This window comes from Pseudomonas sp. P9_31, assembly GCF_034008235.1.
In the GTDB taxonomy this organism is placed as follows: Bacteria; Pseudomonadota; Gammaproteobacteria; order Pseudomonadales; family Pseudomonadaceae; genus Aquipseudomonas.
Window position 1 is genome coordinate 4,150,874 of record NZ_CP125375.1, and the last position, 16,394, is coordinate 4,167,267.

Annotated in this window: 15 protein-coding genes and 1 pseudogene; 5 read left to right on the forward strand and 11 right to left on the reverse strand. The window is 52.0% G+C overall.

The genetic code is table 11. The annotated features are described in order from the left end of the window. Nucleotides 1–20: 20 nt before the first annotated feature. From QMK51_RS18480 to QMK51_RS18510, 7 genes are all read right to left on the reverse strand, one after another. Entirely contained in the window at nt 21–1,085 is a 1,065-nt protein-coding gene (locus QMK51_RS18480; protein WP_320391183.1) for a polysaccharide pyruvyl transferase family protein, read from the reverse strand. Further along, entirely contained in the window at nt 1,082–2,257 is a 1,176-nt protein-coding gene (locus QMK51_RS18485) for an oligosaccharide flippase family protein (RefSeq protein WP_320391184.1), read from the reverse strand. The genes QMK51_RS18480 and QMK51_RS18485 overlap by 4 nt, the downstream gene beginning before the upstream one ends. A 20-nt stretch (nt 2,258–2,277) precedes the next feature. Further along, nucleotides 2,278–3,336 carry a glycoside hydrolase family 5 protein gene (locus tag QMK51_RS18490; RefSeq protein WP_320391185.1) on the reverse strand — a complete coding sequence of 353 codons (1,059 nt, stop codon included), beginning with the start codon at nt 3,334–3,336 and terminating at the stop codon, nt 2,278–2,280. After that, on the reverse strand, nt 3,329–4,579 hold the full coding sequence (locus tag QMK51_RS18495) for an O-antigen ligase family protein (RefSeq protein WP_320391186.1): 1,251 nt from the start codon (nt 4,577–4,579) through the stop codon (nt 3,329–3,331). Before QMK51_RS18495 ends, QMK51_RS18490 begins: the two co-directional genes overlap by 8 nt. A gap of 17 nt (nt 4,580–4,596) precedes the next feature. Beyond that, entirely contained in the window at nt 4,597–5,760 is a 1,164-nt protein-coding gene (locus QMK51_RS18500; protein ID WP_320391187.1) for an acyltransferase, read from the reverse strand. A gap of 293 nt (nt 5,761–6,053) precedes the next feature. Then, complete coding sequence (locus QMK51_RS18505; RefSeq protein ID WP_320391188.1) at nt 6,054–8,282, reverse strand: polysaccharide biosynthesis tyrosine autokinase; 2,229 nt, start codon at nt 8,280–8,282, stop codon at nt 6,054–6,056. Nucleotides 8,283–8,327: 45 nt separating this feature from the next. Next, complete coding sequence (locus tag QMK51_RS18510; protein WP_258696619.1) at nt 8,328–8,768, reverse strand: low molecular weight protein-tyrosine-phosphatase; 441 nt, start codon at nt 8,766–8,768, stop codon at nt 8,328–8,330. A 648-nt stretch (nt 8,769–9,416) separates the two neighbouring features. On the opposite strand from QMK51_RS18510, the gene galU reads away from it, so the two are divergent. The 3 genes from galU to rfaH all read left to right on the forward strand — a co-directional run bounded on the left by galU (nt 9,417) and on the right by rfaH (nt 11,261). Then, nucleotides 9,417–10,250 carry a UTP--glucose-1-phosphate uridylyltransferase GalU gene (gene galU / locus QMK51_RS18515; protein ID WP_320391189.1) on the forward strand — a complete coding sequence of 278 codons (834 nt, stop codon included), beginning with the start codon at nt 9,417–9,419 and terminating at the stop codon, nt 10,248–10,250. A 76-nt stretch (nt 10,251–10,326) separates the two neighbouring features. Further along, complete coding sequence (locus QMK51_RS18520) at nt 10,327–10,758, forward strand: phosphomannomutase (protein ID WP_320391190.1); 432 nt, start codon at nt 10,327–10,329, stop codon at nt 10,756–10,758. Further along, entirely contained in the window at nt 10,755–11,261 is a 507-nt protein-coding gene (gene rfaH / locus QMK51_RS18525; RefSeq protein ID WP_258696622.1) for a transcription/translation regulatory transformer protein RfaH, read from the forward strand. Before QMK51_RS18520 ends, rfaH begins: the two co-directional genes overlap by 4 nt. Nucleotides 11,262–11,328: 67 nt before the next feature. On the opposite strand, the gene QMK51_RS18530 is transcribed toward rfaH, so the two are convergent. Then, complete coding sequence (locus QMK51_RS18530) at nt 11,329–12,165, reverse strand: undecaprenyl-diphosphate phosphatase (RefSeq protein WP_320391191.1); 837 nt, start codon at nt 12,163–12,165, stop codon at nt 11,329–11,331. Between the two features lie 216 nt (nt 12,166–12,381). Between QMK51_RS18530 and QMK51_RS18535 the strand changes: the two genes are divergently transcribed. Together QMK51_RS18535 and QMK51_RS18540 are read left to right on the forward strand one after the other, a co-directional pair. After that, entirely contained in the window at nt 12,382–12,618 is a 237-nt protein-coding gene (locus QMK51_RS18535) for a hypothetical protein (protein WP_320391192.1), read from the forward strand. A gap of 112 nt (nt 12,619–12,730) precedes the next feature. Beyond that, nucleotides 12,731–13,147, forward strand: a complete 417-nt coding sequence (locus QMK51_RS18540) for a hypothetical protein (RefSeq protein WP_258696625.1) — start codon at nt 12,731–12,733, stop codon at nt 13,145–13,147. On the opposite strand, the pseudogene QMK51_RS18545 reads toward QMK51_RS18540, so the two are convergent. The 3 genes and pseudogenes from QMK51_RS18545 to arsJ all read right to left on the reverse strand — a co-directional run bounded on the left by QMK51_RS18545 (nt 13,141) and on the right by arsJ (nt 16,385). Continuing rightward, nucleotides 13,141–14,041: pseudogene (locus tag QMK51_RS18545) on the reverse strand (universal stress protein). The gene QMK51_RS18540 and the pseudogene QMK51_RS18545 overlap by 7 nt on opposite strands. Before the next feature lie 187 nt (nt 14,042–14,228). Further along, nucleotides 14,229–14,828, reverse strand: coding sequence for a serine protease (locus QMK51_RS18550; RefSeq protein ID WP_320394537.1), 600 nt, complete (start codon nt 14,826–14,828; stop codon nt 14,229–14,231). 336 nt (nt 14,829–15,164) lie between these two features. Beyond that, the gene (arsJ, locus tag QMK51_RS18555) at nt 15,165–16,385 is read right to left on the reverse strand and encodes an organoarsenical effux MFS transporter ArsJ (RefSeq protein ID WP_258696627.1); all 1,221 of its coding nucleotides are present in this window, start codon (nt 16,383–16,385) and stop codon (nt 15,165–15,167) included. Nucleotides 16,386–16,394 lie beyond the last annotated feature (9 nt).

Here is a 16,394-nt window from a genome sequence, read left to right on the forward strand (position 1 = left end):
GAGGAAAATCCTTATTCAGATCAATTTAACAACTGGTATATTTCGTGAACAGTCGATTGTGCCAGCTGTCTATGCGTGCTTTTTTCGCCTGCGGAATCGATTTTGTATTGAGGTACAAATCTGTTTATCGCCCCCCTGTGAATCAAACACTCATCGGTGTGCGTCTCAGCGGTAAACTTTTTATTCTTGTCTGAATAGTTATACAAAGAGAAGGGAGTCCCTACCGAATAAGCGACCACCGCAGGGTGCAACCGGGCACTGATCACATGCCTGGCATTTTTAATACAGTCGATGGACCGATCAATATCACTGCCTGGAATTTTAAATACCGAGAACCCGCAATCTTCCAGCTCACGCTCGGCGTACAGCGATACGCCCGCATCAACTTCGGCGTCCGCATTCAGTACGCCGATCCTATTAACACCCAACGCTCTACACGCCTTTATTGAAACACCTAATAACTGCCTATAGATATCGCCACTGGATTGTTCGCCATATCCTTCAAGATCACGCAAGCACAAGATAATGTAATCATCCGCGCCCTCCAGATCACCCGCGCCCTCGACATCGCCTATATCAAGCGCATACGCCAAGTCCACAGATTGCTTTATTTTTCCGGAGCGCATCCACGGATTTATTTTTTTAACGGCTTGCAGCGAAGCCGAATCTCTTATGTAAAGCGCTTTAGCTATTAACGTTGCCAAAAACAAAATCAGCCGGGTTTTCATTTTTTTGTGGTTATCTACCCCAATGCCTGCATAGATAACATTCGCGCCGAACAAGCGGGCCAGCGCCATGTACTTGATCCCACCGGTCCCCCCCTCATCCATGAAGCAAGTACCACCGCCCCAGATGATCGCAGAACTGTTTATTACCTTTCTGTAAGCGGCCAATGTGTTGGCCTTATTAAGTTCCACCACTCCCACATCATTATCGCTAATGAAGCTTTGCTTCCTGAGCGACTGACCATCCCCGTAAGTTAATACGGTAAACACCGCACCTGGCTTCTTCAAAGACAGGAGTGACTTCAGCATCAGCAGATCACCAAAGTTATCCCCGTAATAGCCGATAATAGAAACATTCATACTCGCATGCTCTTTCTATAAAGAATATAGTACGAAACCGCTATGAAGAACTCACTAGCCAAGATACTTGCACCAATGCCTTTTGCTTCAAATTGCATTAACAAAATAAACAAGCTGACCTGTAACGCCATCCCGATACTGGCGACCATTATCTTTTTACTCACCCACTCCTCGCTCAATAATGCAGCGCCAAAAGGTGTTGCAAAAAACCTGAACGGAATAGACAACGCCGCTATTTGCAACACCTGGGCCGCATAACCATATTCACCGCCAAACAGCAAATGAATAAGCTCTCGGGAGTAGAAACTCAAGCCACCCGCAAAAACAGCCCCCACGGCAAAGGAATACAATGAATGTTTTACAGGCAACGATTTTTCCGCACTTGAAAGCGCATGGTATTTCTTTATTAGATAGGTATTAAATACCGTGTTAGGGGCTATATACAGCGCCGTGAGCAACGTATTACAAATCGCCAGATAGCCAGAATAGGTAGAGCCGTAGATCACCCCTAACAAGGAGATGGGAATTTGCAACTGAGCTATATTCAGGGCGCCATTCAACGAGTATTTAATGGAGTCTTTCAAAAAGTCTCGAATTTTCACACCTGCTTTTTTTCCATGCCGTGTTATCAAGGCGACACACAACATCAGGCAAAGAGTGTTAGCCGCCCCCAAGGCTGCTGCGGCGGTGGTAAAACTCGGGACCATCGAATAGAAAATTGCCGCAACCAACAATATCCTTGAAAGCGGCACCACTACCTGGCCAAACGAGATCCGCAGGGGACTGCTCTTGAGCTGACCTTGAGTGATCACGATCGCCTGAGAAGACAGTGCTACAACACCCGTCGCCAGCAAGACCGACTCCAGAAGATCTATGCCTGCTCCATACAACAGCGCCATGCTGATGACATAAGCGCCCAGCGTATTGAGCAACAGGCAAACATAGGCAATTTGCATATACCCGGTATATTCGGACGGAGCCCGGCTGACACGTCTCAACAACAAACTATTTATGCCGCTGAACGCCAGCGCTCCCAGCGTGATGGTAATCGCATTGGAAAATGATATAAGGCCAAAGCTGGCGGCGTCCAAAGTCCTGCTGAGCAGAACTTGAAGTAAAAAAGTCGCACCCGCGGCGCCAAACGATGAGATCAACAGTTGAATTGCTTTCAAGTAAAGTGTCCTGCTCGCGGTTAGTCAGCGGCCTGAAATCGATCGTTCAATCTAAAGTGCGCCTTCAACAGCAAGTACTTCTTGGATGCGCCGTCCGGGGCCAAACCTCTTTTTGTCAGCGACAGTTCGGGGTTCCAGATGTCTGCCTCTTTATAAGAGTGATAAAACCAGCTCCAGCCGTTGCGCTCAAACAGATCCAGTAATGTATTCATGTACAGTTCAGAATCATCCACCGGACTATAATTCGACACACTGAACTCACCCACTATCACCGGCCCCGGGTGATTTAAAACCCGAGACAGTGTTTTTCTGAAATACAACCTCAAGCTCTTTTCACTTCTAAGCAAAAATGGCAGGCGCTGATTGACAGGAAACTGATGAACACCCTGATGAGTGAAATCCCCTGGATCGTAATAGTGCAGGCTGCCAACGACTGTTTTGTCATCAATCAGGTGAGTGATCTCACTCCAGTTGGAGCGCTGCCCGTTAGGAATTCCATTCGGTTGAATGGTGATGCGGGGCTGGATCAATACCAGTTTACCTGGCGAAATCTTCAAGATTATTTCTGATACCTGTTTTAGAAAACCCAGGTAGTTCGAAAGGTCAGCCTGCGCCGGTTCGTTCACAATGTCATAACCAATGACCATGCTTTCGTCTTTTAACTTCTCGGCCAGTTGCGCATAGCTCTTGATCAGCTCACTCATCAAGTCGGCATTACGCCAATATTCGTCGCCTATCGAACCCGAGTATTTTTTGACATTGCCAGGAAAAGTATGAACATCGATCAGAATCAGAATATTGTATTTCTTTGCATACCGAATATAGTTATCAAGTACAGAGACTGCCGTACTGTCCAACCCACCCTTCTCATCAAACAATGGATGTGATGCAAACGCCACACGCACCGCATTGACATTCAGTTCATCTAAGCTTTTAAAGTCCCGCTCACTTAAATTCAAATCGACGTTGAATCCTCGTAACGGCATGCCCGCCTTATAATCCAGAGCACTTCGAGTCGATGCCGAGACGTTAAAAGCAACCGCCAAAAGCATGACACACAGGAAAACTCGTCTAAGCATGTCGTTTCGCTCTGTCATTAAGGGCGCAAATGATTCCAAAATTGATCCAGATGATTGCCTGTATGCTATCCGCCCGGAATGACCAACCCTGGATACCGGTTATTAATATCGCGATAATAGAGACCAGCGCGGCCGCCGAGGCATTATTTACAGAAACATCACCTGCCCTTTTGATCGTATTCTTATGAATCTTGTAGATTCCATATATAAGAGCCAAATAACTAATAATCCCTATCAGTCCTGTCTCGGCCATGACCAGCAAATACATATTGTGAGCCGGGTACCTGAAGCTTTTAGATGCACCGAACTCATCGTACTGTTCCATGACATCTACAAAATTATTCCACCCCACACCGATGAGTGGATGCTCTACAAACATATTGAGCGCAATTTTTGCCAAAATCAGCCTTGAGGTCGTACTCGACTCAGGTGCATCAAAAAATCGTGCGTAGAGGTTTTCCAGGTTGTAAATGGCACCCGCCATAATCACCAAAGAAAAAATCACAGAGGTATAAATGATTTTTTTGTTTCTTAGAATCGAGCTGCCATTCGGACGCTTAAAATAGAAAAGGCAAAGTCCCACTACAAAAAAGTACAATACAATTTGAGTTCTTGAGTAGGTCAAGCAAATAACCACAAAGCCTGCTGCAATTGCACCGACATACAGCAACCGGCCCTTTCCATTTACCGCGCCATAGACACAAAACGGTAATAACAGCACCGTAAACAGAGACAGCAACGCCGGGTGTCTTAATGTACCCGTGACCCGGGTGATTCCATTTTCTACGAAAAGCTCTTTAACTTGCTGGGCATCTTCCGTGACATCGCCGGTTGCCAGTTGATACGCCGCATACAATGTTTCGAAGAGTATCAATAACGCGGCAACCCTGGTGAACTTCTCCATGGACTTGCCATCCTGGAAAACCGATCTCACCACAAGAAACAGTACGATGATCTTCCAGTGCCTGAAAATTTCATACACGGTAAAGCTTACCGCTTCCGAATTAATGATCGACACGGAGGACAACACGACAAAAAATATGGCCATCGCCGTTATGCGGTCAATTTTGATTTTTTCCAGGTTGATTTGTTTACTGAAAAAAATGATGGAAACCAGTATCATAAATAGAAAAATATCGTAGGGTGCTATGGAAAGCTCCGCGCCCCCCAGGTGTATATCAGCCCCCGTCAATCGATATCTCAGGTTGAAGGCCGTCGCTACGAGAAGCAACGGAAACAGCATGTAGTTGACAAGGACCCTTACTGGCATTTTAGTTCTCGAGAATAGACTGACGTGGCTATTCTTTTACCGATATCAATAAAGGGCGTCTCGATATACCGATGAATCACCGATGAAGCCGCATAAGTGAAGACTATTGAGAGCGCGATGAAGAGCGCAACCAAGTCACTGCTCAGATAACCGAACGCTCTCGCGACAATCATCACGGCGTCGATAATCAGGATATGAATCAAATACGTGGAGTACGACAGCACACCCAGTTTGACCAGCATCTTGTTCCTGAGTGGGGCTTTAGACAACTCCAGCATTCTGGTGATCAACGGCTGCCTGAATCGGCCGTTCAATTTGAACACGATCGCCAATACTGACCATAAAGTGATAGACGCAAAATTGGCAAAGGATCGGGTAATAAGACCTATCCCCAAGACGATGACAATGATCAAGAGTCCATTCTTCAGTTCGTCCTCGCCACGGCGAATCAAATCGTGGGTTAACATACCGATAATGAAAACAGGTAGTTTTATAAGGATGAAGCTGCCGTAAGAGAATGTCAGGCCAGAGTGAGTCAGAAGCAGCAGCGCAAGCAAACTTGACGCCACAAGCAGTTCTTTCCCGCGTTTCAGCAAAAAGCCCCCCACTAACAACGGCGCAATCAGATAAAACTGCCACTCCAGTGTCAGGCTCCACGCTGGCGCTAAAAAGGCATCTCCTGCATGGGGCAGGACCTGGTCCGGAATCAGCCCCTGAAGCAACATTAAACAAGGCATCAAGTAAGCGGCCACATTGTCACTGATGGTCGACCAATAGTTTTCAACCGCTGCTAATTGCCCTGGGGTGTTCCATGGCATCTCCATGCGAACACTCATCCTCTCATTAAACAACAAGGCAGCCAGGAACATGGCAAGCAGATAAATCGGAATGATTCTGAAAGCGCGCCGAACAATATAGGGTTTATAGTCACTACTTTTCCCGTTCAGGGCTTTGGCGATAAAAAAGCCGCTTAGACAAATAAAAATGTCCACTGGAATAGCCGTGGCCAACAACACTTCATTGATGATAGGAGGTACGTTGCCTATCGCCTGACGAAAGCAGGAATACAGGTGTCCAAAAACGACCCACCACGCCATCAGCCCTCGAATCGATTCCAGCTCTACGTAGAATCCCTGTTTATTTGCCATGGCCATCTTTTTCTCAACTATCCATCAAGAGGAGTCACTTGGAACTGCACACCCATTACTTGCCAATCAGCTCAATCCGAGAAACAGGCTTCTCTTCAGACTTTTTTCGAAAAAACCACGCTACCGCCCCAGGATTTATAGTCAATTTCCTGAGAACACGATGTATTTTTTGTCGGGCAACATGGGTATCAGCTCGTTACCCCTGCCACCCGGGTGGGGTGTCAGGTGCTGATACCTCACACAATCAAAACAACTCAAAAAGAAACTGGAAAGATTTACGGACCTGGGCCGCACCCGGTTTAACTATTATCCGATTGATACTCGTAGTTGTAATAACCGTAAGCACCGTACCCGTATTTTGCCGAAGCGCGTTTTTCTACCCCATTGAAAATGGCACCTCTCAACTCGATGCCGTTTTGCGCGAACCGGCGAATGGTCAGTTCTATTTCTCTGGAGGGATTAAAACCGAAGCGCGCAACAATCAAGTTTGTACCTGACTGTCTGCCGACAATCGCCGCATCGGTCACTGCCAATAACGGAGGGGTATCCAGGATGACCAAGTCATACATTTCACTGACCTGCGACAGCAGCTCAGTGAAGTTTTGATGCATTAACAGTTCCGAAGGGTTGGGCGGTATCTGACCGCGGCTGATGAAGTCGAAATTGTCGATGTCTGTTTTGTGGATCGCGGTTTTCAGATCGCAGCGTTTGGCCAAGACATCGGAAAGCCCGTTGGTGCTGTGGGAATTCATGACTTTGTGGATATAGCCTTTACGCATATCGACGTCGATCAGCAAGACTCGCTGCCCTGTTTGGGCGATCACGGCTGCCAGATTGACCGATACGAAGGTTTTACCGACTTGCGGGCTAGGGCCGGAAATCATCAGACGATTGTTGTCAGCTTCATGCATCGCGAAATGCAGGCTGGTGCGCAAACTGCGAAGCGCTTCAATAGCCAGGTCGGTAGGGTGGTTAACGGCCAGCACCGAGAGGCTGCTGCCGGAACGCTTCCCTCCACGCGTACTTTTTTCATCTGCATTTTTTTGCAGCATGCTGTAGGGAATGGAGGCGTATACCGGGAGCCCAAGCTGCTCAATGGCTTCCGGGCTTTCCAGCCCGCGATTCAATGCCTTGCGCAGCAGAACCAGCAACACGGCCAGGAACCCACCAAGAAAGGTGGCAATCAGAACAATGAGGATTTTTTTGGGTTTGATCGGCTTGATCAGGTTCACATCCGCCGTATCGATCAAACGCACGTTGCCCACCGTCCCGGCGCGCATGACATCGAGCTCCTGGGATTTATTCAGCAGCTGGGTATAGATCGCCGTCCCCACTTCGACGTCACGAGTCAGGCTGAGCAGTTCTTGCTGGGTCGAGGGAAGGTCCTGGACCTTCTCGGCCAGACGCTGTTGTTTACTGCTCAATTCAGCAATCTGTGCGAGCAGCGCACGGTAGGCCGGGTGTTGACGGGTGAACTTTCTATCCATCTCGGCTTGCTGGAGTTTTAGCTGAGAGATAGCCGTGTCCAACGATACAATCTGGTCCAGGATCGCTTTGGTTTCCAGGCTGATGTCCACGGACTTGGTACGCGTCTGGTACGAATTGAGCGCGTTGCCGGCCTTCTCCAGATCATTCTTGACCTGGGGCAGCTGTTCTTTCAAAAACTCCAGACTTTGCGCGGCCTCGGCAGAAGTCCGTTGTACGTTCTGCTCGACGTAGAGTTCGGAAATCTTATTGAGGATTTTTACCGCCAATTCCGGCTCGGTACTTTCCAGCGCCAACCCGATGATGCCCGACTCTTTCCCACGCTCGATGACATCCAGTGCTTCCTGATAATCCAGAATACTGGTCAACCGTGGTTTGCGGACGATACGAAACCGGGTTCCGGGGTTGGCCCGCAACTCTTCGACAAGCAATTTAACGCCGCGCTGATCGACAACCTCTCCCACCTGCCCTTCTACCAAAAGTTCGTCACTTTCATCGAACAGCTGGAAAGTCCCGTTTTCACCGGCAATGAAGGTCAGTTTTTTGGCTAACTTATCTTGTGGCAGCTCAAGGCGAGCTATTTTTAACGACTCGCCACCCCAGGCGTAACTCGTCATACCCAGCCAAGGACTGGCGACTTCATCCGGGTTGGCGCTTTTAAAACGACGCGCAATGAACTCACCGATAATGGGGAAGTAACTGGGCTCTACGATAATGGCCAGTTTCAACTCATCGACTGTCTTGCCAATCACCGCACGAGACTTGATCAGCTCGATCTCAGTCGCGGAAGGCGACTCTTTCCCCAACATGCTGCTGACATCGGAGAAGCCCAGCAAGTCGTTCTTTTTCGCTTCAACCTGCAGCAGCGCGTTCGCCTGATATACCGGGGTCGCCAGCACCGCGTACGCGGCACCGGTCACCATGAAGGCACCGGTAATCGCGGCAATCAGCCATTTATGGTCGATGAGTGTTCCAAACAAGCCGAGAAGATCAATCTCGTCATTGTCGTCGTCCCGCACGTTGACTACCGGTGCTTGCTGCATAAGTCGGATTCTTTGCCTTGATTACGATTCAAAAAGGAGTGGCCATCAGCGTGCTAGACGCTGTGCCCATGCGTGTACGGCTTCTTCGATCAACGCATAAGCATGCACAAAAGCAGGTTTGCCTTGACGGTAGGGGTCGCTGATTTCGCGATCGTCCTGCCATTTGCCCAGCAGTAACACCTTGCCTCGCGCCTCAGGGGCAATGTTGAGCACCCCGCTGACATGCCGTCGCTCCATCACCAGAATCAAGTCCGCCTCGCTGACGGCTTGAGACGTGAGTTGGACGGCCTGGTGCTCATGGGGCAGATGACCATGCTCCTCGAGTACAGCGTGTGCCGTCGGCTCGATGGGTTTGCCTGCCAAGGCGGCCAGACCAGCCGAGCTGACCTGAATATCGGAATGGACAAGTGCCCCGCGCAGCAAATGCTCCGCGGTGGGACTGCGGCAAATATTGCCGACACAAACAATCAAAACCCTTTTAAGCAAGATAACCTTCCCCGTCTTGTCAACATTGGCGGTGACCTAGCACTTGCCGAACATAAGAGCTTTAAACTACGAATGAATTCAGGTATTTACAAACCCGGTAACTGCAGAAGAAACATTAAAACAATCGATGCGTATTTATTACCATGACACCTAAACCACCCCCAACTTTTTCTCCAGACAAAAAATAACATTTCGCCTTCAGGCACTGAAAATAACAGTTCAGGATTTTATCCAGACAATTTCTAACAGTTGCCGTTTTCCCGCGCTCGTTCAATCTAAATTACACCGAAATAGCGAATGGCTAATGTATAGCTGTTCCGCTAGTGCATTGCCAGGGTGTCGGACATTCGGTTAGTAGTTGGGTAAAGGGCGCCTTGGGCAATAACTTTGTTTACAGCGGATTGCGTCAGGAACATGCCATGGAACAACCGGGCATGCTCGCCGGCCACCCGATATTCCCCCTGCCCGCGCCTGACGAGAAACATGGCGCACGGGCCTTTCGTTGCCCCTGTAGCGTTGCGAACATTTTTCTCGAGTGATCGGGCCATTTCGAGCCCGCACTCCTCAGCGTGACCGGTTCCGACATCCGGATCGAATCTTTCCTACTGCCATCAGCCACTCCATCAGTCTACTTTCAAGGACGCTTCCATGATTCGTAAATGCCTGTTCCCCGCTGCCGGTTATGGGACCCGCTTTTTACCCGCCACCAAGGCCATGCCGAAGGAGATGCTGCCGATCGTCAGCAAGCCGCTGATCCAGTACGCCGTCGAGGAAGCACGCGACGCCGGCCTGCAACATATGGCCATCGTCACCGGCCGCGGCAAGCGCGCGCTGGAGGATCATTTCGATACCAGTTACGAGCTGGAACATCAGATTCGTGGCACCGATAAGGAAAAGTTCCTGCACGGCACTCGTGAGCTGATCGATACCTGCAGTTTTTCCTATACCCGTCAGGTGGAGATGAAGGGCCTGGGGCACGCGATTCTCAGCGGCCGCTCGTTGATCGGTGATGAGCCATTCGCCGTGGTGCTGGCCGACGATCTGTGCCTGAACCTGGAGGGCGATGGGGTGCTGGCGCAAATGATCAAGCTCTACGAACAGTTCCGCTGTTCGATCGTGGCGATCCAGGAAGTGCCCCATGAGCAGACCCAGAAATACGGCGTGATTGCCGGCGAGTTGATTCGCGAGGGTATTTACCGGGTCAACAGCATGGTCGAGAAGCCCCGTCCGGAAGACGCCCCGTCCAACCTGGCCATCATCGGTCGATACATTCTGACCCCCGATATCTTCGACCTGATTGCTGACACTGAACCTGGCAAGGGCGGTGAAATCCAGATCACCGATGCGCTGATGAAACAGGCCCAGAACGGCTGCGTCCTGGCTTACAAATTCAAGGGCCGACGTTTCGATTGCGGCGGCGCCGAAGGTTACATCGAAGCCACCAACTTCTGCTTCGAGCACCTGCATCAGAACACCCTGTGACGGCGCTGCCCCCTGACAAGCGTGTGCTTAACCGAATCGATTTTATGGTCTTTATTACCCTATGGACGAAGCCTCTATGAATACGTTGAGCGGTTTCAAGGCAGATGACAGTCGCCCCCCGTATGGCGCTGACCTTAAACACAACCTCGCCTACCTGATCGTGCGCGCCTATGCGTCGGAACTGATTTTCCCCCGCGTGCAGAAGCCGCCAGTGCTGCTGGTGGAGCGCATCGGCGCTTTCCCTTCTTCCGGGGAAATCCATCGTCACGTCAAGGATGGCCCCGCACTGCTGGCATGCATCAAGCAGCGTTACGCCGCCGATGCCCTCGACATCAACGAGAGCGACGGACTGAATCTGGTCTTTGCCGACTGGCGCTTCAGCTTGCGCCTCTCGGACCAGGGTTGCGTGGTGTGCCTGGCCGTGGAAAGTCGTGGCGACAGCTCGTTAATGCAGCGCAAGACCGCCGAATTGCTGGAGCAGATCAACGCAGAGGAGGCCTCTAAATGAACGCGATTGCAGAACACGCCACCAAAGCCTGGTATCTGCTCCAGTGCAAACCCAAACAAGATGAGCGCGCCGAAGAACATTTGCAGCGCCAGGGCTATGCCTGTTTCCGCTCGACCTACAGACGTGAGCGCATTTTGCGGGGCCAGCGTAAGGTGATCAGCGAGTCGCTGTTTCCGGGCTATCTGTTTATTCAACTGAGCCTTCAGGACAGTTGGGGTCCGCTGCGCTCGACCCGCGGTGTTTCGCGAGTCGTCGGGTTCGGCGGTCAGCCGCTGCCAATCCGCGATGCACTGATCGATGAACTCCAGGAACGGGACAGTCAGGCGATCGTGACAACGTTGTTGAGACACGGAGATACCGTGCGCATCAATGAAGGCCCGTTCTGCGATCTCGAAGCGGTGTTCCTGGCCATGGACGGCGAGGAACGGGTGCTGCTGATGATGAATTTCCTGCAGCGTGAACAGAAAATCAGCCTGCCACTGGCGCGGGTCAACAAACTTTAGATACTTTCAGCAGCCCACACGTGGCGAGGGAGCTTGCTCGCTCGCCACAAAGGCAGGCATGGAAAACCTACACCCCTTCCGAGAGGTGGTTCCAGTCGACCCACCCCAAAAACCACGTCGCCAGGATCAGCAAACCGAACGCGATCCGGTACCAGGCGAACACCGCATAACTATGGTTGGCGATGAACTTGAGCAAGCCGCGCACGGCAATCATCGCGAAGAAGAACGCGGCCAAAAAACCCAGAGCAAACACTGGCAAGTCGGCGGCCTGGAACAGATCGCGATACTTATAGCCCGAGTACACTGCGGCCCCCACCATTGTCGGCATCGCCAGGAAGAACGAAAACTCGGTAGCCGTCTTGCGTGACAGGCCAAGCAGCAACCCACCGATAATCGTCGATCCCGAGCGCGAAGTGCCGGGGATCATCGCCAGGCACTGTGCACAACCGACTTTCAAGGCATCGGTCCAGCGCATCTCGTCCACATGATCGATCACCACCACATGCTCGCGTTGCTCCGCCCACAACATGATGATTCCGCCAATCACCAGCGCCACGGCCACAGTGATAGGGTTGAACAGATACTCATGGATCTTGTCGGCGAACATCACCCCCAGGACAACCGCCGGCAGGAAGCCGATCAACAAATTAAGACTGAAGCGTTGCGCATTTCGCTGGGTCGGCAAGCCGGTGGTGATGTCCAGAATCTTGTGACGGAACTCCCAGACGACCGCCAGAATAGCCCCTAACTGAATAATGATATTGAACGCCATGGCTCGCTCACCGCCAAAGTCGAGCAAGTCCGCGGCAATGATCTGGTGTCCTGTACTGGAGATGGGCAAAAACTCTGTGAGCCCTTCAACCAACCCTAAAATCGATACTTGCGTGGTGGTCCAGAAGTCCATTAATCCCCCGTTAGTCCCTCTCAGCCGAAAGGTCTGTTGATGATGCCAAGCCTCTAAATCCTGATCGCGATTAAACCTGTCGGACCAACGCAGGATTAAAGCGCACTCTCCGCCCGCTTTTGCCAAACGTTATAAAACGTCCATGACAGGGCTATCGCCGCGTATACGGCCCCCGTTCACCTGCTACGCTTTCCTTTCTTGACTGGAGGAATAACCATGCCAGACGATCCTGTCCCCGCCTTGCTCGACCGTATCAACCAGAACATCACGGCCCTCGGCTGTGCCATTGATGAGATTGGTCGCTGGATTGATAAAAGCGGTGCTACTGATGTGTCAGGGCGAATAACCGATCACCTTCAGGTGCTGACAAACAACACTGATGCCATTGCCGAGCTGATGGCTGACCTGATCACCAGATGGACGCCCGAAGAAGAAATTGACCCGGAAGACTGATACTTGTGTGTTTCGGGGCCTGCGGCTGCCACTCATCGTTAGATCGTTGACGTTTTGAGTTTGGGCGCGCGCAATGTCCACCCCAAAAATGATCGCCCAGAGAACACTCCATATGGCAAAGATCACAGTGCTCGCCGGTGATTTCCCGCAGTGCGACGGGGAGTATCACTCGGGTACCATTACGCTCAAGACAGCCCTTAAACCACGACTGGGGAAAAGTTTCCCGGTCTCGGAATTCAAAGATCTGACGGTCCAGAACACGGAGTCCAACAAGAATATAAAGAGCGCCATAGGCTTGGGCATTGCAGGCGCGATGTTGCTGGGCCCAGTTGGCGCCATCGCCGGCTATCTGCTCGCCGGCAACAGCACTGAAGTGACCTTCATGGCCACCTTGAAGGACGGTGGAAAGCTCCTTGCGGCAACCGATTGCGATACCTACCGGGATATCTCGGCACATGCCCTCAAAAAATCCCGCTCCAGCCGCCGAGGCGCTCTTAGCGAGTCATTGAACAACGGATCCATTCACTGATCCACTTGCCCCGTGACCGCGAAGATGTTGCAGGGCACTCGATACAGCACATGCTCCGTCGTACTGCCCACCCAGTTGCCCAGTCCCTTGCGATGCGCATTGCCCATGACGATCACATCGGCCCGATGATGCGCTGCAAAGTCAGCCAGCGCTTTGCCAGGCGGCCCTGCAACGAAGTGTTGTCGCTCGGTGGGCACGCCAAAGTGGTCGGCCAAGGCGATGAATGACTTATGCAGAGACTTGCGCACATCGCTGCTGAAGCCTGGCATTGTCACGGCTCCGGCGCCTGCATCGGACATATGAGTCAGCGATAGATCGTAGGCATGCAGCAGATGCAACTCCGCATCATTGCATCGCCAATCCGTTCGCCGCCTGGATAATGCGGTCGTTGATGCCGGTGATCTGCGTCTCGGGGCGCGACGGATCGACGGCCGCCACTATCACCCTCGGCAGCGGACACCTGACTTCACTGACCAGATGGACAGCCACCGGACATTCGCGCAACAAGTGCCAATCCAGAGGCGTGATGAACACGCGCTTGAGCGCCGACTCGTGCTGCACGTCCTTGATCACCAGGTCCGCCGGCATTTCTGTCACATGTCGAAGAATCTCTTGCAGTGCGTTGTGCGTTATCAGCACTTCGGTGCTCACCGCGATGCCGCGCCCACGGATCAGATCGGCCTCATCTTTCAGCCATTTTTCGTTCTCTTGCTGACAGACCTCACGAAACCGCGTACCTGTGCTCATCAAACCCAGGAGGTGGGAGTCTTCGATAAACACTGTGATGTGCAGCGCGGCACCGGTGGCTTCGGCAATGGCGACAGCTCGCTCCAGCGCCGGGGTGTGACGCATGGCTGGACCGGCTATCAGAAAGAGTCGTTGATATTGGCTCATGTAACACCTCCAGACACTCCGGGAAATCTGACTCCCCCAGCGCTCTCACCTGCCACACCACGACGAATTGCTATCGCCTCAACGACCTGGATCGACACTATCAATATACGCCTGGATTGAATAAGCGAGTGATAGACGTGCCACCTCGCACCGAATCCGATGATCCGGATTCGGTGATGACCCGACGCTACTTCTGCGCATATTTCGCGCCGTGCGGATCATTAAGCTGTGCCTGCATCAGCCGCCACTCACGCTGAATGATCGAGTACGGGATAAAGATGCTGATCCGCTCCGCGCCCTTTACCCCTGGGTGAAAACTCACATCGTGAAGTGTGGTGGAGAAAAAACCGACATTAATACCGACAATGTTGCCGTCACTGGCGATGACGGGCCCACCCGACATCCCCTTGATCATCGGGGCATCATGGATGGCATAGCGTTCTCCGCTGCCTTCATCACTGTTGATGAAAGGTGCCGGATACACCTTGCCTTCCCCGCTGACCGTTGTCATATACGGGCTCGTCCCCACGGCAGTGATGTGCTCACCCACGCGCGGTGCGCGCCATGACGGATAATGGCCGTCGGCCTTGTGCTTGATGAAGACCAGGTCGCAGCCGGTGCTGCAGCTGTATTTCACGTTGCGGATGAGTGGGGTGTGGCGGGTGGTGACGGCGTAGTCCTCGTTCCATTGCACGGCCGAGGCCGTGTACAGATAGGGCAAGGGAAAGCCTGAGAAGACTGAGAAATATGAATCATTGGCAGGTCCCGACAAGTCGGGTTTTACCATACCGTTGCATCCTGCAAGAACAGCTCCTATTAAAAAGTAGGCCATGACTTTAATCATGATGTTCACCGACTTATAAGGAGATTTTAGTTTTTGTCGTGTCAGTTTTTTAGTGGTGAGATTGTTGTAGTTTTCCTTGATGCCTGAACGGGTTGGTAATGTATGGCTTAGATTGCAATAGTGCGTATGAATTAATTGTACTAAGAGCAATCGCTTTTCGATCCATATAAAAAACTGCAAATATTTGGCGCCTGAAAAATGTCAGGAGCGCCAAAATAAATAGAAATGAAAGTTGCACTATGACGAGTAAAACGCGTGAAACAGCGCCTTCAGAGCGATTTAGATCACTTTGGAATGCCTCGGCAACCTAATGGAAATCAGTGCCGCGAATATAACAAATGCGCTGGATATCCATAAACACGCTCCCAGCCCGAAGACCTGAAAAACCCAGCCAGAGAGCACGGTGCCGATCAGCCGTCCCATGGCGTTGGACATGTAGTAAAAGCCCACGTCCAGCGACACGCCGTCTTCCTTGGCGTAGGACACGATCAGGTAGCTGTGCAGAGAGGAGTTCACCGCGAACAGCGCACCAAAAATCATCAATCCGCCCAACAGCACCCATTGTTGCGATAACCCGGTGTTCAGCCCCAGAGCGATTGCTGCGGGAAAGCCTGCCAAAGCAAGCGCCCAAACAAACGCAGCGCGGCCATCCGGGACATGTCCTCGTTGCTTGCCGGTAATCCGTGGCGCGAACGATTGCACGATGCCGTAGCCAATCACCCAGGCCGCCAGGAATCCACCGACCTTCCAGAAATCCCAGCCAAAGACACTGCTCAAGTACACCGGTAAAGCCACCACAAACCAGACATCGCGGGCACCGAACAGGAACATTCGTGCTGCCGACAAGATGTTGATGGCACGGCTCTTGGAGAGGATGTCGCGAAACCTTGGTTTGGCTTTCGCCTTGCCCAGATCCCTTTTTAACAGGATCACGCTACTGAACCAGATCAGCGAAAGAACAGCGGCCATGGCCAGCAACGCCCCTCTGAAGCCGATCAGGGCGAGCAATGCCCCACCGAGAAAGAAACCGACACCCTTGAGGGCATTCTTCGAGCCGGTGAGGACGGCTATCCATTGATAAAGCTTGCCCTGTTGCCCGTCGGGCACCAGCAGTTTGATCGAGCTTTTGGCGCTCATCTTGTTCAGGTCTTTGGCGATCCCCGACAGCGCCTGAGCCCCCATCACCCAAGGGATCGTCAGCCAGGCCACTGGCACTGTCAGCATCAACAGCGCCACAACCTGCATCCCCAGCCCGATGTTCATGGTTCGGTTCAGCCCCAGACGCGCACCAAGATAACCGCCCACCAGATTGGTGATCACGCCAAAGAGTTCGTAGAACAGGAACAACGCCGCGATGTGCAGCGGGCTGTAGCCCAACGCGTGAAAGTGCAGCACCACCAACATGCGCAAGGCACCGTCGGTGAGGGTGAAGGCCCAGTAATTGCCCGTCACGAGCAGGTACTGCCGCACTGGCGGCGCGAGGGCTGACAAGGCTTTCATCAACGCTCC